General features: G+C 71.9%; 20 protein-coding genes. 13 read left to right on the top strand and 7 right to left on the bottom strand.

From position 1 onward, the window contains the following. Positions 1–46: 46 nt before the first annotated feature. The 6 genes from ACYVD1_RS02110 to ACYVD1_RS02085 are packed head-to-tail and all read left to right on the top strand — an operon-like array spanning position 47 to position 6113. A complete protein-coding gene (locus tag ACYVD1_RS02110; protein WP_460767010.1) occupies positions 47–1402 on the top strand; it encodes an NAD(P)/FAD-dependent oxidoreductase in 1356 nt (451 codons plus the stop codon). Continuing rightward, the gene (locus ACYVD1_RS02105; protein WP_460767007.1) at positions 1399–2217 is read left to right on the top strand and encodes a DUF1365 domain-containing protein; all 819 of its coding nucleotides are present in this window, start codon (positions 1399–1401) and stop codon (positions 2215–2217) included. The genes ACYVD1_RS02110 and ACYVD1_RS02105 overlap by 4 nt, the downstream gene beginning before the upstream one ends. Continuing rightward, on the top strand, positions 2214–3473 hold the full coding sequence (locus tag ACYVD1_RS02100) for a class I SAM-dependent methyltransferase (RefSeq protein WP_460767002.1): 1260 nt from the start codon (positions 2214–2216) through the stop codon (positions 3471–3473). Before ACYVD1_RS02105 ends, ACYVD1_RS02100 begins: the two co-directional genes overlap by 4 nt. Beyond that, positions 3470–4798, top strand: a complete 1329-nt coding sequence (locus tag ACYVD1_RS02095; RefSeq protein WP_460766998.1) for a class I SAM-dependent methyltransferase — start codon at positions 3470–3472, stop codon at positions 4796–4798. Before ACYVD1_RS02100 ends, ACYVD1_RS02095 begins: the two co-directional genes overlap by 4 nt. Next, a complete protein-coding gene (locus ACYVD1_RS02090; RefSeq protein ID WP_460766995.1) occupies positions 4795–5607 on the top strand; it encodes a DUF1295 domain-containing protein in 813 nt (270 codons plus the stop codon). The genes ACYVD1_RS02095 and ACYVD1_RS02090 overlap by 4 nt, the downstream gene beginning before the upstream one ends. Before the next feature lie 17 nt (positions 5608–5624). Then, positions 5625–6113 (top strand): GNAT family N-acetyltransferase, encoded by a 489-nt coding sequence (locus ACYVD1_RS02085; RefSeq protein WP_460766992.1) that lies wholly within the window; start codon positions 5625–5627, stop codon positions 6111–6113. Between the two features lie 87 nt (positions 6114–6200). On the opposite strand, the gene ACYVD1_RS02080 is transcribed toward ACYVD1_RS02085, so the two are convergent. Continuing rightward, positions 6201–6986: an SDR family oxidoreductase gene (locus ACYVD1_RS02080; protein ID WP_460766987.1), complete on the bottom strand. Its 786-nt coding sequence runs from the start codon at positions 6984–6986 to the stop codon at positions 6201–6203. A gap of 124 nt (positions 6987–7110) precedes the next feature. Next, entirely contained in the window at positions 7111–7719 is a 609-nt protein-coding gene (locus tag ACYVD1_RS02075) for a CGNR zinc finger domain-containing protein (protein WP_460766982.1), read from the bottom strand. Positions 7720–7848: 129 nt separating this feature from the next. On the opposite strand from ACYVD1_RS02075, the gene ACYVD1_RS02070 reads away from it, so the two are divergent. Beyond that, positions 7849–8385: an HPP family protein gene (locus ACYVD1_RS02070; protein WP_460766979.1), complete on the top strand. Its 537-nt coding sequence runs from the start codon at positions 7849–7851 to the stop codon at positions 8383–8385. A 15-nt stretch (positions 8386–8400) separates the two neighbouring features. On the opposite strand, the gene ACYVD1_RS02065 is transcribed toward ACYVD1_RS02070, so the two are convergent. The 3 genes from ACYVD1_RS02065 to ACYVD1_RS02055 all read right to left on the bottom strand — a co-directional run bounded on the left by ACYVD1_RS02065 (position 8401) and on the right by ACYVD1_RS02055 (position 10075). Further along, on the bottom strand, positions 8401–8631 hold the full coding sequence (locus ACYVD1_RS02065; protein WP_460766975.1) for a ferredoxin: 231 nt from the start codon (positions 8629–8631) through the stop codon (positions 8401–8403). Next, positions 8628–9548 carry a pyridoxamine 5'-phosphate oxidase family protein gene (locus tag ACYVD1_RS02060; RefSeq protein WP_460766972.1) on the bottom strand — a complete coding sequence of 307 codons (921 nt, stop codon included), beginning with the start codon at positions 9546–9548 and terminating at the stop codon, positions 8628–8630. The genes ACYVD1_RS02065 and ACYVD1_RS02060 overlap by 4 nt, the downstream gene beginning before the upstream one ends. 74 nt (positions 9549–9622) lie before the next feature. Continuing rightward, entirely contained in the window at positions 9623–10075 is a 453-nt protein-coding gene (locus tag ACYVD1_RS02055) for a VOC family protein (protein WP_460766968.1), read from the bottom strand. 181 nt (positions 10076–10256) lie between these two features. On the opposite strand from ACYVD1_RS02055, the gene ACYVD1_RS02050 reads away from it, so the two are divergent. Next, positions 10257–10811: a CGNR zinc finger domain-containing protein gene (locus ACYVD1_RS02050; RefSeq protein WP_460766964.1), complete on the top strand. Its 555-nt coding sequence runs from the start codon at positions 10257–10259 to the stop codon at positions 10809–10811. 38 nt (positions 10812–10849) lie between these two features. Here the strand turns inward: ACYVD1_RS02050 and ACYVD1_RS02045 are convergent, their stop codons facing one another. Continuing rightward, a complete protein-coding gene (locus ACYVD1_RS02045) occupies positions 10850–11899 on the bottom strand; it encodes an NAD(P)-dependent alcohol dehydrogenase (protein ID WP_460766961.1) in 1050 nt (349 codons plus the stop codon). 247 nt (positions 11900–12146) lie between these two features. Here ACYVD1_RS02045 and ACYVD1_RS02040 point away from each other — a divergent pair, with 247 nt between their 5' ends. After that, positions 12147–12530: a VOC family protein gene (locus ACYVD1_RS02040; protein WP_460766958.1), complete on the top strand. Its 384-nt coding sequence runs from the start codon at positions 12147–12149 to the stop codon at positions 12528–12530. A 95-nt stretch (positions 12531–12625) separates the two neighbouring features. On the opposite strand, the gene mgrA is transcribed toward ACYVD1_RS02040, so the two are convergent. Further along, positions 12626–13621, bottom strand: coding sequence for an L-glyceraldehyde 3-phosphate reductase (mgrA, locus tag ACYVD1_RS02035; RefSeq protein WP_460766955.1), 996 nt, complete (start codon positions 13619–13621; stop codon positions 12626–12628). Positions 13622–13832: 211 nt separating this feature from the next. Between mgrA and ACYVD1_RS02030 the strand changes: the two genes are divergently transcribed. From ACYVD1_RS02030 to ACYVD1_RS02015, 4 genes are all read left to right on the top strand, one after another. Continuing rightward, positions 13833–14441: a cysteine hydrolase family protein gene (locus ACYVD1_RS02030; RefSeq protein ID WP_460766951.1), complete on the top strand. Its 609-nt coding sequence runs from the start codon at positions 13833–13835 to the stop codon at positions 14439–14441. Positions 14442–14604: 163 nt separating this feature from the next. After that, a complete protein-coding gene (locus tag ACYVD1_RS02025; RefSeq protein ID WP_460766947.1) occupies positions 14605–16293 on the top strand; it encodes an MFS transporter in 1689 nt (562 codons plus the stop codon). Continuing rightward, on the top strand, positions 16290–16691 hold the full coding sequence (locus ACYVD1_RS02020) for a VOC family protein (RefSeq protein WP_460766944.1): 402 nt from the start codon (positions 16290–16292) through the stop codon (positions 16689–16691). Before ACYVD1_RS02025 ends, ACYVD1_RS02020 begins: the two co-directional genes overlap by 4 nt. 117 nt (positions 16692–16808) lie before the next feature. After that, positions 16809–17822, top strand: coding sequence for a sigma-70 family RNA polymerase sigma factor (locus ACYVD1_RS02015; protein ID WP_460766941.1), 1014 nt, complete (start codon positions 16809–16811; stop codon positions 17820–17822). Positions 17823–17944 lie beyond the last annotated feature (122 nt).

The raw sequence follows: 17944 nt of genomic DNA, 5'->3' as shown, positions 1-17944 counted from the left end.
TCCGAATAACCCGTGTCACCTGCACACCGGTTTCGCGAGAGGGCGAATGAACACTCACATCCCCGGGCGTCGGCAGATCGCGGTCATCGGCAGCGGCGTCTCCGGACTGACCGCCGCACACGTCCTGCACCGCCACGACGACGTCACCCTGTTCGAGGCCGACGACCGCCTGGGCGGGCACGCACACACCCACGCGCTCAGCGGGGGCGAAGTCGGCGTGGACAGCGGTTTCATCGTCCACAACCGGCGCACCTACCCGTACCTCCTGCGGCTCTTCGACGAGCTGGGAGTGGCCACCCGCCCCACCGAGATGAGCCTTTCGGTGCACTGCGAGGGCTGCGGGCTGGAGTACGCGGGCGCGCGCGGCCTCCGGGCGCTGTGGCCCCGCCGTTCCCGGCGCAGCGCCGCCTACCTGCGGATGCTCGGCGACATACCCCGTTTCCACCGGGCGGCCCGCCGCCTGCTGCGCACCGCCGAGGCCGTGGAGGCCAAGGACACGGCGGGCGCTCGGAGCACCCCGGATACCAAGGGCACCCAGGACACGAAGGGCACCCCGGACACCAAGCGGACCGTGGTCGGCCCCACCCTCGGGACCTTCGTCGAACGGCACGGCTTCTCCCGGTACTTCACCGCGCACTTCCTGCTGCCGCTGGTCTCGGCGGTCTGGTCGTGCCCGCCCGGAACCGCCCTGGACTACCCCGCCCGCCACCTGTTCGCCTTCCTCGAGCACCACGGCATGCTCGGGATCTGGGGCTCACCGAGCTGGCGCACGGTCGAGGGCGGCTCGCACACCTACGTCGAGCGCGTGGCCAAGAACCTGCACTCCGTGCGCACAGGCACACCCGTGCGCGGCCTCGCCCGCACCGAAAACGGGGTCCTCCTGCGCACCGGCACCGAGCAGCTGGACTTCGACGGTGCCGTCGTCGCCACCCACGCCGACCAGGCCCTCGCCCTCCTCGACGCGCCCACCGCCGACGAACTCGACGTCCTCGGCTCCTTCACCTACTCCCGCAACCGCACCCTGCTGCACACCGACACCTCGGTGCTGCCCGAGGACCGCGACACCTGGGCGTCGTGGAACCACCGGCTCACCTCCTGCGAGCCCGGCGGCGACCCCGTACGGGTCAGTTACCACATGAACCGTCTCCAAGGCCTCCCCGCTGGCCGGGACTTCGTCGTGACGCTCAACGCGGACGACGGCGTGGACCCGGACCGGGTGGTGGCCGCCATGGACTACGCCCACCCCGTCTTCACCCCGGCATCGGTCGCCGCACAGAAGCACCTGCCCGCACTCGACGGACCCACCCTCGCCTTCGCCGGCGCCCACCACGGCTGGGGCTTCCACGAGGACGGATGCCGCGCCGGGGTCGAGGCCGCGGCAGCGCTGGGGAGGCAGTGGTGACCCGGAACCACCGAAAGGCCCGGACCCCGGGGGAGGGGGAGCGCGCGGGAACGGCCGCAGGGGAGGCGGAGCTCGCGGGTACCGCCACGGCGCCCGCCCTGTACGAGGCGACCGTGCACCACGCGCGCGCCGAACCCGTCCGGCACGCCTTCGCGCACCGCACCCACTACTGGCTGATCGACCTGGACCGGCCGCCCCGGTTCCCGTGGCCGCTCCGCGCCCTGGCCGGGTTCCACCCCGCCGACCACGGCACCGGCACCGCGCCCACGCTCCGCGCCGACCTGGACGCCTTCCTCCGCGACCGGGGCATCGACCTGCGCGGCGGCCGCATCCTGATGCTCGCGCACGCCCGCGTTCTCGGCTACGTGTTCAACCCGCTCACCGTCTTCTGGTGCAGCGACTCCGACGGGTCCCCGCGCGCGGTGGTCGCCGAGGTGCACAACACCTACGGGGGCCGCCACCGCTACCTGCTACACCCCGACGGCCGCGGCCGGGCCACCGCCGAGAAGGCCCTGTACGTCTCCCCGTTCAACCGGGTCGACGGCGACTACCGGCTCAGCCTGCCCGAACCCGCCGAACGGCTCGCCCTCACCGTCGCACTCCACCGGGAGGGGCGGCCGCCCTTCACCGCGTCCGTGCGCGGCCTGCGCCGCCCCGCCACCGCAGCGCAGCTACTGCGCCTCTCTCTGCGGCAGCCCTTGGCCCCGCTCGTCAACGCCGTCCGCATCCGGGCCCACGGAGTCTGGCTCTACCTGCGCGGACTCCCCGTGCAGGACCGCCCCGGCCACCACGAACCACGAGGAACGCGACCATGACCACCACCGACCCGACCCCGCCCGCCGCAGTCGACCCGCAGCGCTGGCCCGACGTGGCCCGCGTCCCGTCCGGGAGACTGCGCACCGCCGTGGCGCGCCTGCTCGCCGCCCGCGCCATCCCCGCGGTCGGCATCCGCGTGCACACCGGACCCGAGGCACCCCCGGCGGAGCCCACCGAGGCAGACGCACCGGTCCTGTGGCTGCGCGACCCCGACGCCTTCCACGCCCGCCTGGCCCACGACGGCCTCATCGGGTTCGGCGAGTCCTACATGGCGGGGGAGTGGGACGCACCCGACCCGGTCGCCACACTCACCCGGTTCGCCGAACACTACGAGGAGCTCATCCCGAAGCCCCTCCAACCGTTCCGGCACATCACCCTGCCCCGCCGTCCGGCCTCGGACCGCAACACCCGGTCCGGGTCCCGGCGCCACATCAGCCACCACTACGACCTGTCCAACGACCTCTTCGCGCTTTTCCTGGACCGCACCATGACCTACTCGTCGGCGCTGTTCGCCGACGACGACCCGCGCGACCGGGAAGGCCTCGTCCGCGCCCAGGAACGCAAGATCGACCGCCTCCTGGACTCGGCCGACGTCGCCGAAGGCACCACGCTGTTGGAAATCGGTACCGGCTGGGGAGAGCTGGCCGTCCGCGCGGCCCGGCGCGGCGCCCGCGTCACCTCCATCACCCTCTCCACCGAGCAGCGCGACCTCGCCCGTGAACGCGTGGCCGCCGCAGGGCTCTCGGACCTGGTCGACGTCGAACTGTGCGACTACCGGGACGCCACCGGCTCCTACGACGCCGTGGTCAGCTGCGAAATGGTCGAGGCGGTCGGCGAACGCTTCTGGCCCGCCTACTTCGCGGCCCTGGACCGGCTCGTCCGCCCCGGCGGGAAGGTCGCCCTGCAGAGCATCACCATGGAGCACCGGATGATGCGGGCCTCCCGCACCGCCTACACCTGGATGCACAAGTACGTGTTCCCCGGCGGGCTCATCCCCTCGGTCACCGCCGTCCGCGAACAGCTCTCCGCACGCACCGGACTGCGGATCACCGACCGCCTCGCCTTCGGCCAGGACTACGCCGAGACCCTGCGCCTGTGGCGGGACAGCTTCACCGACGCTGCCGAGAGGGTGCGGGAGCTGGGCTTCGACGACACCTTCCGCCGCATGTGGACCTTCTACCTGGCCTACTGCGAAGCCGGTTTCCGGTCCGGAATCATCGACGTCGAACAGATCACCATGGAGCGTGCCGCATGACCGTCCAGACCTTCCGCCCGCGCGGCGCCGCCCACTTCATCGGACCCCTGGTCGCGGCCTTCCTCAACGGGGTGCTGCCCGTGCGGCTGCGCGCCTGGGACGGCAGCGAGACCGGACCGGAGGACGCCCCGCGCGTGACGGTCCGCGACCGCGACGCCCTCCGCCACGTGCTGGCCCGACCCGGTGAACTGGGCCTGTCCCGCGCCTACGTCACCGGCGGCATCGAGGTGGAGGGCGACCTCACCGACGCCCTGCGGTACGTGTGGGCCTCCGTCAACGCCTACGGCACCTCGGCCCCCGGGCCCCGGACCCTGGCCGGGATCGCCCACGCCGCCCTGGTCCTGGGCGTGGCCGGACCGCCGCCGCCCCCGCCCGTGACCGAGGCCCGCATGGGCGGACGCCGCCACTCCAAGGAACGCGACGCCGCCGCGATCTCCCACCACTACGACGCGGGCAACGACCTCTACGAGCTCCTCCTCGACGAGACCATGGCCTACTCCTGCGCCTACTGGGACGCCGACGACCCCGGGCAGAGCCTGGCCGACGCCCAGCGCGCCAAACTCGACCTCATCTGCGACAAGCTCCGGCTCACCAAGGGTGACCGGCTGCTCGACGTCGGCTGCGGTTGGGGCTCGCTCACCCTGCACGCCGCCGGACGGTACGGCGCCCGGGTCGCCGCCGTCACCCTCTCCGAGCGCCAACGCGACCACGTGCGCGAGCGCGCCGGACAAGAGGGCCTCGAACACCTCGTGGACGTGCGCCTGCTGCACTACCGCGACATCGCACCCGACACCTTCGGGCCGGGCGGCTTCGACGCCGCGGCCACCGTCGAGATGGGCGAGCACGTGGGACGGCACGCCTACGCCCCCTTCACCCGCCAACTCCACGACCTGCTGCGGCCCGGCGGGTCCGTGCTGGTCCAGCAGATGTCCCGCCGCGGCGCCCACCCCGGCGGCGGCCCGTTCATCGAGCGCTACGTCGCCCCGGACATGCACATGCGCCCGCTCGGCGAGACCGTCGGCCTGCTGGAGGACGCCGGACTGGAGGTGCGCGGCGTCCAGGCCCTGCGCGAGCACTACGTGCGCACCGCCCGGTCGTGGTCGGACGTGCTGGAGCGCCGCTTCGACGAGATGGTGCGGATCGCGGGCCCACAGGCGGCCCGGGTGTGGCGCCTCTACCTGGCCGGGGGAGCGCTCGCCTTCGAAGAGGGCCGCATGGGCGTGGACCAGATCATCGCCCGGCGACCCGTGGAGGCGGACCCGCGCCCTTGGGACACGGTCGAGCCCGCCGCGGACACGGCCCGAAGTTCTGGGGGTGCCCGATGACCGTCACCGCCGCCTTCCTGCTCAACCTCGGACTCACCGCCGCCACCGTGCTGGCGCTCATGCTCGTCACCTTCGCCCTCGGGGTGCGCCTGGGCCGCCACAGCGTCGTGGACGTCGCCTGGGGCCTCGGCTTCGTCGTCGCCGCCGCGACCACCGCGGCCACCGCCACGGCCACCGGCTACGGCGACCCCTGGCGGAACTGGCTGCTCTGCGCCCTGATCGCCGTGTGGGGCCTGCGTCTGGCCGGGCACATCGGCCTGCGCAGCCGCGGCAAGGGCGAGGACCCCCGCTACGAGAAGTTCCTCGCCGACGCACCCGGCAACCCGCACCTGCACGCCCTGCGCATGGTCTACCTGCTCCAGGGGGCGTTGGTCTGGCTGATCTCGATGCCCGTCCAGGTCGCCGCCTACACCGGCGGAGCCCTCGGTTGGGTGGCGTTCCTCGGCGTCCTGCTGTGGCTGGTCGGCTTCGCCTTCGAGACCGTCGGCGACGCCCAGCTCGCCCGGTTCAAGGCCGACCCCGCCAACAAGGGCAGGATCATGGACCGGGGCCTGTGGTCCTGGACCCGGCACCCGAACTACTTCGGCGACGCCTGCGTATGGTGGGGCCTGTTCCTGGTGGCGGCAGGCTCCTGGTGGGTGCTGCTCACCCTGCCCGCACCCCTGGTGATGACCTACCTGCTCACCAAGGGGTCCGGCCAGCGCCTGCTGGACGAACACATGTCGAAGCGCCCCGGCTGGCAGGAGTACGCGGCCAGGACCAGCGGGTTCTTCCCGCTGCCCCCGAAACGGGACGCCCCGAGCCCATAGCCAGCGAGGAGCCCTGAGTGCTGATCCGCCGTTACGAGCCGCGGGACGCGGCCGCCACCCTCGACGTGTTCCTCGGCGCCGTCACCGAGACCGCCAGCGCGGACTACGCGCCGGAGCAGATCGCGGCCTGGGCCGGAACGGAAAGGCCAGACCTCGACCGGTGGAACTCGGCCCGGCAGAAGCTGGAGACGTTCGTGGCCGAGATCGACGGCGCCGTCGCCGGCTTCGCCGACGTGTCCGAGACCGGTTACGTCGACATGGTGTTCGTGAGTCCGCGGGCCGGTCGGCGCGGCGTGGCCACGGCCCTGCTCGACCAGGTGCGCGAGAGGGCCCTGTCCCGGGGCAACAGCGAACTCAGCACACACGCCAGCATCACCGCGAAGCCGTTCTTCGCCCGGCACGGTTTCGCGGTGGTCGAGGAGCGGCACCCGGTCGTCAGGGGCGTGGAGATGACCAACTACCGGATGGTGCTGGGCCTGGACGGCACCGGGCGGGAGATCCGGTAGGCCCCGCACCCCGGGCGGTACCGACTGTGCAGCGGTACCGCCCGGGGCGGGATCAGAGTTGCCGGGGACGGGAGCAGACCGCCGGAGTCAGACCGACGGGATCTGGCCGCCGTCGACCCTGACGGTCGACCCCGTGACGTAGGCGGCCTGCTGGCTGGCCAGGAACGCGGCCACCGCACCGTACTCGTCCGGGTCGCCGTAGCGGCCGGCCGGGATGGAACCGCGGCCCAGCCTCTGGACCTCCTCCAACGGCAGGCCCTCCCGCTCGGCGCGGGCCCGGTCCAGCGAGTCCACCCGCGGGGTCGCGATCCGGCCCGGCACGATCACGTTGGACGTCACGCCGTCGGCCGCGATTTCGGATGCGATCGTCTTGGACCAGGAGTGCAGTGACGCGCGCAGCGTGTTCGACACACCCAGGTTGGGGATGGGCGCGATCGGCCCCGCCGAGGTGCTCGTCACGATCCGTCCCCAGCCGCGCTCGCGCATCCCGCCGACCACCGCGTCGGTCAGCTGGATCACCGGCAGCACCATCGACGCGTACATGTCCTCCCACAGCCCCGGCTCCTGACCCAGTGCCGGGGTGGGCGGCGGGCCGCCGGTGTTGTTGACCAGGATGTCCACCGGGCCGAGCTCGTCGGCGACCCGCGCCACGACCTCGCCCGCGCGGCCGTGGTCGGCCAGGTCCCAGGCGATGCCGGTGGCGTCCACGCCGTGCTCGCGGCAGGCCGCGACGGTCGCGTCGAGGCGTTCCTCGTTGCGGCCGGTCACCGCCACGCGAACGCCCTCCGCGGCCAGGGCGACGGCCATCGCCCGGCCCAGCCCGGAACTGGCGGCGGTCACGAGCGCGACCTTGCCAGCGATTCCCAGATCCATGTCACTCCTCAGGCTTCCTACCAGTGTTCACGGCATCCTGGCAGGTCCGATGAGACCTGGGCCACCCGGGGTGGCCCGGTTTCGGGTTCCCTGCACGGGGATGCCGCGCCCCTCGCCCGGGGTATCAGGCGTGTTCGCCGTGCCGTCGGCTGTGCCGGGCCACGCGCACCCGGGTCCCGCAGCCCTTCGAGCACCACTCCCGCCGGGGGTGGGTGCGCAGGTAGAAGAGCACGCAGCCGGGCGCCTGGCAGGCGCGCAACAGTTCCAGGTCCGGTCCGGTGAGCAGGTCCACGGCTGCGCGAGCCACCCTGGCCAGGACCGCGGCCGGGGTGTCGGGGGCGTCGGTGCCCAGGCGGGCGGAGCCGTACCCGGTCGGCGGGAGCTCGGCCGTGTCGCGGTGGGCTCGGGCGGCGGCGTTGACCGCGGCCACGTCCCCGGGTGCGGCGGGCACCCCCGAGGCGCCGGCGGCGACCAGGCGGCGCAGCGGTTCGCGCAGCTCCACGAAGGCGGTGCGGGCGGCCCGGCCCGCACCGTCGTCGGCAACCGTATCGGCGCCGAGAGGGCCCAGGGCCTTGGCGTGCGCGGCGATCCAGTCGGCCAGGTCGGCGGGGGTGGAGAGGGCGTCGACCAGCTGGCCGCGGAGCCCGCCCCGGATGAACACGGTGTTCACCAGGTCCAGCGCCGGGTGCTCGTCGACGACCGGCATGTCCTGCACGTTCCCTGAGACACTCATCACCTAACGGTACCGAAGCTTGTGACTCGTTAGGTCGCCTGCGACACTCGCTTGTAGCACCAGATAACGCTTGGGATTTTATTGAAGCGTTAGTTGGCCAGGAGCGCCCCTCCCGACCTGATGAGGAATATGAGCACGGAGACCCCCGCCGCACCGCCCACCCCCACGTCCCGGATCCGCTCCCTCCTCGCCGGGCACGCCCCGGCCCCCGCGGCCCCGCGCGTGGTCGGTATCGCCACGGCGACCAGCGTGGCCGCCCTGCTCGTGCTGGCCGCCGGGATGGTGGCGCTCGATGTGCCGCTGCTCATCCCGCCGCTCGCCGCGAGCATGGCGCTGGTCGCGGGCGCCCCGCACCTGCCCCTGGCCCAACCCCGCAGCGTGGTGGGCGGCCAGCTGCTGTCCGCGCTCACCGGCTTCGCCGTGCTGCTCGTCGCAGCGCCCGGCCCCTGGGCCGCCGCCGTCGCCGGCGGGCTGGCCATGGGGGCGATGGCCCTGGCCCGGGTGCCGCACTCACCGGCCGCGGCCACCGCCCTCATCGTCGCCCTGGAGGCACCCCCGTTCTGGTCCTTCCTCGGGCTGCTCGCCGTCGCGGCAGTGGTGCTGGTGCTGGTCGGCCTGGTCGGCAACCGCGCCTCCGGCCGCAGCTATCCCGTCTACTGGTGGTGACCGGGCAAGTGGAGCTCAGGCTCGCCCGAAGGCCGGGTCGACTGGGCCTTGTAGCGTGCCGTCATCGACGGTGATGGCACGGGCCGGGCACCCGCGGGCGGCCCTCTCGACCGCCGTACGCTGGCCGAGGTCGGGGGAAGGGTCGTGCACCAGTTCCTCGTCCTCGTCGAAGTCGAAGACGGCGGGTGCGGCGAAGAGGCAATGGCCGTGGCTCTCACACAGCGCCAAGTCGACGGCGACCTTCATGGGAGGACTCCCCTCAGTGCGGCCGGAGTGACCGGCGGGTTGAACTTCGAGTAGTGGGGTTCGCCCTCGGAGAGCAGGCCCTCAGAGGGCACCGAGACCACGCGGTCGACGGAGAACTCGACTGACCGGTCACCGGGCTCCTTCCCCCACAGCACGCGGGCAGTGCCGGTGAGCTGGAGCAGGCCGCCGCTCTCCCAATCAGGCACCAGGAGGCCGGCCCGCGGGTTCAGCCACAGATTGCCCAGGGTGGTGAACATGGCGTTGCCGACATAGTCGGGCCAGCTCAGCAGCGTGGGGGAGTGCGCTCGCAGGAACCCCGGGTTGCCGCCCCGGTGATTGGCGTCAGCGTGACCTGCGGCGTCGGTGGTGGCGACGAAGAAGGTGTCGGAGCGGTTGACCAGGTCCGCTTGGGCGTCGGTGAGCCGGTCGCCGTCGATGGCGGGCTGGTTCCCGGGCGGGGCCGGGGACGGCGTCCGTTTCTGGATGTACTTGGGGCAGTTGGCGAAGACCTGCGTGGTTCTGAGGCGCAGGCCGCCCTCACCCGCCTCAGTGTGCGGTCTGGTCGTGCCGTTGATCCGCATGCGCCGCCGGGTCCCCGGTTCGATCGCCAGCGCCCCGATCCGTGTGGGGCCCCGGCCGAGCACGTCGGCCAGTGGGTTGCCGGGTCGCGGTAGCGAGGCGATGTCGAGCGTGCGTCCGTCGCGGGCGCGCAGGAAACCGGACGGCCCTGTGAGCAGGGAGCACCATACATCGCCTCGGGCGTCGGCCGCCCCCATGACGATCCACCGTTGGGTGCCGAGGAAGTCCGCCGCGATGTCGGGGATCTCCTCACGGATGGCCCTCTCGGCCTTTGCGGCCTGGTCGGTGAGGGTGGCTCTGTGCTGGACGGCGATTTCTCCTGGGTGGTAGTTGGCCATGCCGTTCTCCCTTCCGGGAACGGGCGCGGCACCCGCGCGGGCACCGCGCTGACTCAGGCTGAAAGCAGCGGACTCTAGAAGAAGCCGCAGGTGGGGGCTGCGGCGACCGGGGCCTTTGCTTCCTCGGTCCCGTGGGGCGCGTAGATCTCCAAGCGGATGCCGTCGGGGTCGTGGAAGAAGACACCGCCGGAGGCCGCGCCCTCGCCGTGTGGGACCACGCCGTCGTAGGCGAAGTCCACGGCGATCTCCAGCAGTTCGGCCTCGGCCTGGCGGACCTCCTCGACCGTCTCCACCTGGAAGGACAGGTGGTGGAGCCCGGCAGTGTCCTTGCGGAAGCCCTCGCTGCTCTGCCGCCAGAGGGTCAGGATCAGCTGTCCGTCGTGGCCGAGGAAGGCGTACTCGCGCCCTTCCTCCTCGCTCTTGCCCAGGACGTCGAATCCGAAGACGCGCACGTAGAAGTCGAGTGAGCTCTGGACGTCGGTGACGTTCAGGCCCACATGTCCGGTCTGCAGCTTGGTCGGCGCCATGGCGCGCACCTCTCTGGGTCGGGGGAATCGCCCCTGTGTGTAACCTTCAAAAAGTAATTTAAGGGTTATAGTGACGGTGGTCAACCACTGAAATTGGTTTCAAAGGTTAGCCTGCGGTCTTGATAGGATCCCGCAAGCCCCTGCACGCAGGCCGGGGAGAGTGACGTCGAGAGGGGAACCGATGCCGGAGGAGGCACTTCGACGGCGCCCGCTCCTGGACGAGCCGCTCTCCGTCGACCTGGTCAACACCCGGTGGATCGAGGGCGAAGCCCACTACGATCTGCTCGACTCCCTCGACGGCTTGGTCCAGTGGTTCGACGAGAGCGGCCTCGCCTCCCGGTTCCAAGCCGGGCCCGATGCCCTCGACCACCTCGTGGGCGTCAGGGACGCCCTCGCACGCTTGGTGGACGATCCCCGGGAGCGCGCGGCCACCGCCGACCTCAACGCGGCCCTGGTGCACGGCAGGATCGTCCGCCACCTCGACGAAGGCGATCCAGCCAGCACCGTCGAGTTCGACACCCCGGCCTGGGGGCCCGCCTGGACCGCCGCCGCAGACTTCCTGGACCTGCGCGAACGCCCCGACCGCATCCGCGGCTGTGCCAACCCCCCCTGCGTCCTGTACTTCTTCGACACATCGAAGAACGGCACCCGGCGCTGGTGCTCCATGTCGGGCTGCGGCAACCGCGCGAAGGCCGCCCGGCACCACGCCCGCGAACGGGCTGGCCGGACGGCCTGAGAGCAGAGCTTGACGCGATCACCCCGCGTCCGGGGTCCTCAGCGCTCGTTGGGGACCACGACCGCCCGGCCGTTGACCCCGCCCGCCTCCAGCTTCCGGTACGCCTCCAAGGCGTCGTCCATGGCGAAACGCTCGATCTCCGGGCGGATCTGCCCCGCCTTGTACATGTCCACCACCTCCCACAGCTCCGGCACCGAACCCCAGTAGGTGTTGGTCACGTACGACTCGTACGGGTTGGTGAAGAACGAGAACTCGTGGGTGCCGCCCGCGATACCGACGATGCTCACCCGACCTCCCTGGGCCGCGCTGGACGCCGCCGTCGACACGGTCGGTCCCACACCCACGAAGTCGAAGGCCGCGTCCACGCCCCGGCCGCCGGTGAGCTCCCGGATTCGCTCCGCCTGCTGCTCCCCGGCATCCACCGTGACGGCGCCGTTGGCCTCCGCGCGGGCGCGGGCCTCCTCCTTGACGTCGGTGGCGATCACCGTCGCCCCGCTCAGTGCCCGCAGGATCTGCACCCCGATCTGCCCGAGCCCGCCCAGGCCGATCACCAGCGCGTACCGGCCGCCGCTGTTCAGGTGGGGCAGCGCCTGCTTGACCGCGTGGTAGGGGGTCAGCCCGGCATCTGCCAAGGGCGCGGCGGCCACCGGGTCGGCGTCGTCCAACGGGATGAGGTGGCGCGCGGGCACGGTCATGTACTCGGCCATGCCCCCGTCGCGGCCCAGTCCCACCGCCAGGTAGGGCATGGTCGCGGCGTTCTCGCAGTAGGTCTCGAGTCCTTCGGCGCACTCGCGGCAGTGCTGGCAGCCGATCGGCCCGTACACCATGTAGGCGGCGCCGATCCGGACGCGGTCGCTCACCCCGGGGCCGAGCGCCTCGACCCAGCCGGCGTTCTCGTGCCCCAGGACGAACGGCGGTTTCTGCGCCCCCGGCTGCCCCTCCTCGAACACCCGGTAGACGCTGATGTCGGAGTGGCAGGCGCCCGCCCCCGCGACCCGGAGCAGGACCTCCCCGGGGCCCGGCTCGGGCTTGGCGACGTCGGTGAGTGAAGGGAACTCCCCGTAGTTCTCGAACACGACTGCGCGCATGTGCGGTCTCCCTCGCGTGCGGCACGGCGCCCGGTCGAGGCGCCGAGGGTGGGACACGAACCGTGTCCCGCTGAACACGCGAAGTTAACACCCGCCGGTCGCGCCTGTCGCCCAAGAGGTGTGCAGGGATCCGTCCGGACCGGTTGACCCGTTTTCCCTCGTCCGCGCGATGATTTCCCGGCCCGGCCGAGGTCGGTACGGGGTGAGCGCGGCACACCCGCCGCGCCAACCGACGACGGAGGACGCCATGTTCGACACCACCAGGGCCTTCGGATCCTTCGCGGTCCCCGACACCGAGGCCGCCCGGGCCTTCTACACAGAAACCGTCGGCCTGGACGTCAAGGACGTGCCGGGCATGGAGGAGCACGGTCTGCTGGAGATCGACCTCGGCAACGACCGGGGCATCCTCGTCTACCCCAAGCCCGACCACGAGCCCGCCGTGTTCACCGTCCTCAACATCACCGTCGACGACATCGACGCCGCGGTGGACGGGCTCGTCGCCCGAGGGGTCACCATGCTCCGCTACGAGGGCTTCACCCACGACGAGAAGGGGGTCGTGCGCGACGGGAAGCCCCACGTCGCCTGGTTCACCGACCCCGCTGGCAACGGCATCGCCCTCATTCAGGAGTGAGCCCGAGCCACGGGGAAAGCTGCCGGAGTGGGGCCGCGGGGGCATCGGCGAAACCGGGCCGGGGCGCCCGCCGGGACCGGGCGGGGACCCAGAGATCAGTCCGCGGGTGCGTACCGGTCGATCCCGGCGAGCTCCTCCTCGGAGAAGTCCAGGTTCCCGACGGCCGCCACACTGTTCTCCAGCTGGGCCACGCTGCTCGCCCCCACCACGGCGGAGGTCACCCGGCCGCCGCGCAGCACCCAGGCCAGGGCCATCTGCGCCAGGGTCTGGCCGCGCTTCCCGGCGATCGCGTTCAGTTCGCGCACCCGCTCCAGCACGGTGCCGGTGATCCCCTCCGCGCTCAGGAACGGGCTCGCACCGGCCGCGCGGGAGCCCTCGGGGACACCGTGCAGGTACCGGTCGGTCAGCAGCCCCTGCGCCAGCGGCGAGTAGGCGATCGAACCCGCACCCACCTCGTCGAGGACGTCCAGCAGCCCCTCCTCCACCCACCGGTTGAACATCGAGTACGAGGGCTGGTGGATGAGCATCGGCGTGCCGAGCTCACGCAGGATCCGGGCCGCCTCCAGGGTCTGCTCCGGCGCGTAGTTGGACACACCCGCGTACAGCGCCTTGCCCTGCCGCACCGCCGTGTCCAGAGCGCCCATGGTCTCCTCCAAGGGCGTGTCCGGGTCGGGCCGGTGCGAGTAGAAGATGTCCACGTAGTCCAGGCCCATGCGGCCCAGGCTCTGGTCCAGACTGCCCAGCAGGCCCTTGCGTGAGCCCCACTCGCCGTACGGCCCCGGCCACATCAGGTGCCCCGCCTTGGTGGAGACGACGAACTCGTCCCGGTACCGCCGCAGGTCGGAGGCGACCACCCGGCCGAAGTTCTCCTCCGCTGCCCCAGGCGGGGGGCCGTAGTTGTTGGCCAGGTCGAAGTGGACCACACCCAGGTCGAAGGCGCGCAGCAGGATGTCGCGCTGCACGTCCAGCCCTCGGTCTCCGCCGAAGTTGTGCCACAGCCCCAAGGACAGAGCGGGCAGGCGCAGACCGCTGCGGCCGCAACGGCGGTAGGGCATGGTGTCGTAGCGCGTCGGTGCGGCGACGTAGGTCATGGCTGGTCCCTCGTGGCTGGTGGGAAGCGGCGGGCAGGAAACGGTCACTCGGCGACATTCTGACACGTGTGACCCGTGTTCCCCCGCCGTCGCTTCGGCCGTTCGAAAGTACGCCCACAGGCAGGCGGCCACCGGAGCCCACCACCTGACCAGAAGGGAGCTACCCGACGGGGGACTGACACCCGAAGGCCGCGTGTGCGAGGCTCGGGGTATGAGCATCGAGCCCTCGCGTACGGCGGTCCTGGGGCTGCACTGGGTCGTCAACGTCATCAAACCCGAAGGCTTCTTCGGCGACATGCTCAGCGGTCCCGTGGCCGCCAGCGGCGTGGTGGGCCGGGCCGCGCGGTTCCACCGGGCCGCACAGGAGGCGGGGGTGCCGATCGTCTACACCCGCTTCACCGTCCCCGAGGACGAAGGCGCCCTGGTCCGCAACACCGGGCTCATCGCGGCTGTGGCCGAGGCCCAGGACGCGTTCCGCCCCGACGCTCCGGGAACGGAGATCATTCCGGAGATGCCTGCCCGCACAGGCGCCGACCGGGTGGTGGACAACCAGAAGGTCTCCGGAATCGCCGGAAACGACCTGGCGCAGTGGTTGGACCGGAACGGCATCGACACCCTCCTGCTGACCGGGGTGGCCACCAACCTGACCGTCGAACAGACCGCACGCCAAGCCACCGACCTCGGCTACTTCGTTTACGCGGTCAAGGACTGCGTGACCGCGGCCGACGAGGCGGCACACCAGGCGTCGCTGGCGAACCTGGAAATCGGCACCATGGGCACACTCACCGCTGACCAGGCACTGGAGGCCCTCCGCGCCTGACCGGTCGGCCAGCGGCGTCTCCCACGCCCGCGGTGGCGAAGTGTGCATGCGCCCTCCGCCCGTTCGCACCCCGGAGGAAACCGGTGCCCGCCCGATGAGTTCTGCTCTCCCCGATGGTCCGTACACGTGACCGAAACGGACCGGGAGAGAAGGAACGACCCGCATGGACACCACGAAACCGGACCCCGCGCGGCCCACCCCCGGCGCCCCCGCACGAGCGACCGGGCGGGAATGGCTCGGGCTCGGCGTGCTCGCCCTGCCCACGCTGCTGCTGTCCTTGGACATGAGCGTGCTCTACCTGGCGCTGCCGCACCTGGCCGCCGACCTCCAGCCCACCGGCGCCCAGACCCTCTGGATCATGGACGTGTACGGCTTCATGATCGCCGGGTTCCTCATCACCATGGGCACCCTCGGAGACCGGATCGGCCGCCGCAGGCTCCTGATGGTCGGCGCCACCGCGTTCGGGCTGGCGTCCGTGGCCGCGGCCTTCTCCACCAGCGCCGAGATGCTCATCGCCACCCGGACCCTCATGGGCGTCGCCGGGGCCACCCTCATGCCCTCCACCCTGGCGCTGATCAGCAACATGTTCCGCCAGCCCGCCCAGCGCGCAGTCGCGATCTCCGTGTGGACCAGCTGCTTCATGGGCGGTACCGCCATCGGCCCCGTGGTGGGCGGCGTACTCCTCCAGTGGTTCTGGTGGGGTTCGGTGTTCCTCCTCGGCGTCCCGGTGATGCTGCTGCTCCTGGTGTGCGCGCCCCTGCTCCTGCCGGAGTACCGCGACCCGGACGCGGGCCGCCTGGACCTGTTCAGCGTCGCGCTGTCGCTGGCCGCGATCCTGCCCGTGGTCTACGGGCTCAAGACCGCAGCCGAAGGCGGGTCGGGTGCGGCGGCGCTCGGTACGGTGCTGTTCGGTGCGGCCATGGGCGCGTGGTTCGTACGCAGGCAGTTGAGCCTGCCCGATCCCCTCTTGGACCTGCGCCTGTTCCGCGAACGCTCCTTCGGCGCGGCCCTGGCGACCATGATGGCCGGGGCGGTCGCCATGGGCGGCATGTTCCTCCTGCTCAGCCAGTACCTGCAGCTGGTCGCGGGCAACTCCCCGCTGGTCGCCGGTCTGTGGCTGGTGCCCCCGGCGCTGGCGATGATCGTCAGCACCATGTGCGGGGCGCCCCTGGCCCAGCGGATCGGCCGGGCCAACGTGATCGGCGGCGGGATGTTCGTGAGCGCCGCCGGATTCGCGCTCCTGGTGTTCGTGCCCGCCGACGGTGGAACGGTGCCGGTGGTGCTGGGCCTGCTCCTCACCTCCGTGGGGCTGGGCCCGGGCGCGGCCCTGATCGCCGACATCGTCGTCGGTTCCGCCCCCAAGGAGAAGGCCGGTTCGGCCGCGTCCATGTCCGAGACCAGCGGTGAGTTCGGCATCGCGATCGGGGTGGCCCTGCTCGGCAGCCTCGCCGCCGCCGTCTACCGGAACCTGGTCGACGTGCCCGAGGGGGCCGCGGACGGCGCCGCTGGCCAGACCCTGGCCGGGGCGGTCACCGCCGCGGAGGAGCTGCCACCGGCCCAGGCCGCGGGGCTGCTGGAGTCGGCCCGCGAGGCCTTCACCGTCGGGCTCAACGTCACCGCCGGGTTCGGCACCGCCGGGATGGTGGTCTTCGGCGGGCTCGCGCTGGTCCTGCTGCGCGGCGCGCGGGAGGCCGGGTTGGAGGCCCCAGGGGATGCCCCGGGCGGGACCCCGGAGGAGGCCGCGGGCGGGGCCCCCTTGGACGAGCGGCCGGAGCGCGATGAGTTCCCCGGTCCGGCCGGGTCAGTACGGGCGAAGGACCACGGCACCGACCCCACCGGGAGGACACGATGAAGCGCCCCGTACTCGACAGCATGCTGCTCGCCAGCACCGACCCCGACCGCCTGCGCGACTGGTACGCCGCCGTACTCGACCCCGCCGGGAACGACACCATGGACAACTACCGCGTCCTCCGGTTCGGCACCTTCTACCTGATGATCGACCGGCGCGACGACGTCGGTCCCAAGGCCGCTGACCCCACCCGCTACATCCTCAACTTCGACGTGGGCGACGCCCGCGCCGTGGCCGCCCGCATGGACGAGGCCGGCACCGCGTGGGTGGCACCGCTGGAGGACCGCGACGGAAGCTTCTTCGCCACGGCCCAGGACCCCGACGGCAACTACGTCCAGATCATCCAGTTGAGCGAGGAGCACCTCGCCGCCATGGAGAGCGGCGGGACCGCCGCCTCCTGACAAGTGCTTGGGCGGGTCGCCGGACACCGAATTCCAGGGACCGTTGCGGCCCGCCCGGGCGAAGTGTTGGCAAAGGTTCAGCCCGATCAGTGGGTTCTGTCGTAGGGGAGGCGTACCGTGACGCTCGTGACGGAACACGTGGCGGAGACGACCGACCAGGACTTCGAACGGCTCGTGGCCCCCTACCGCAGGGAGCTGTACGCGCACTGCTACCGCATGCTCGGTTCGGCGCACGACGCCGAGGACCTGGTCCAGGAGACCTACCTGCGCGCCTGGAAGGGCTACGACCGCTTCGAGGGCCGCTCCAGCCTGCGCACCTGGCTCCACCGGATCGCCACCACAGCCTGCCTCACCGCCCTGGAGAAGCGCGGCCGCCGCCCCCTGCCCACCGGGCTGGGCGGCCCCACCGACGCGCCCGAAGGCGCACTCGCCGACCGTCCCGAACTGCCCTGGCTCGAACCGATGCCGGACGCCCTCGGGGGTGTGGGGGAGAGCGCCAACGACCCCGGGACGGTGGTGACCACCCGCGAGAGCGTGCGGCTCGCGCTGGTCGCCTCCCTCCAGTACCTCCAGCCGCGCCAGCGCGCCGTGCTGATCCTGCGCGACGTGCTCCGCTTCAGCGCCGCCGAGGTCGCCCAGACCCTGGGCACCTCGGTCCCGGCCGTGAACAGCCTGTTGCAACGCGCCCGCGCCCAGATCGACCGGGTCACCCCGGACGAGGAGACCGTCCCCGAACCGCGCTCCGACCAGCGCGAGACCCTCACCCGCTACGTCTCCGCCTTCGAGAACTACGACATCTCCGCGCTCACCGAGCTCTTCACCGCCGAGGCGTCCTTCGAGATGCCGCCGTTCGCCACCTGGGTGCGCGGCGCCGGGCACATCGCCCGGCTCATCGCCTCGCACTGCCCGGCCGAGGGCCCGGGCGACCTGGCCATGGAGCCGGCCTCCGCCAACGGCCAGCCCGCCTTCGGCATGTACCTGCGCGCGGAGGACGGTATGCACCGGGCCTTCGGTATCCACGTGCTGGAGATGTCCCCCGAGGGTGTCAGCCACTGCACGGTCTTCTTCGACACCACCCTGTTCCCGCTGTTCGGCCTCCCCGACGCCCTGAACCGCACACCGAAGCGGTAATTCAGCGCTCCGCGTCCCGGACTTATTCCGCCTCGGCGCAAGAGAACGGCCGTCCTTGACACCTCCGGGATCCCCGGCCGTACGTTGATGCCCACGTGCCCGTATCAGGGGTGGACCGGCTG

The sequence above is a fragment of the Nocardiopsis nanhaiensis genome (genome assembly GCF_054778635.1).
Note: the sequence above shows the minus strand (reverse complement) of the source record. Positions and strands in the feature narration are given on the sequence as shown.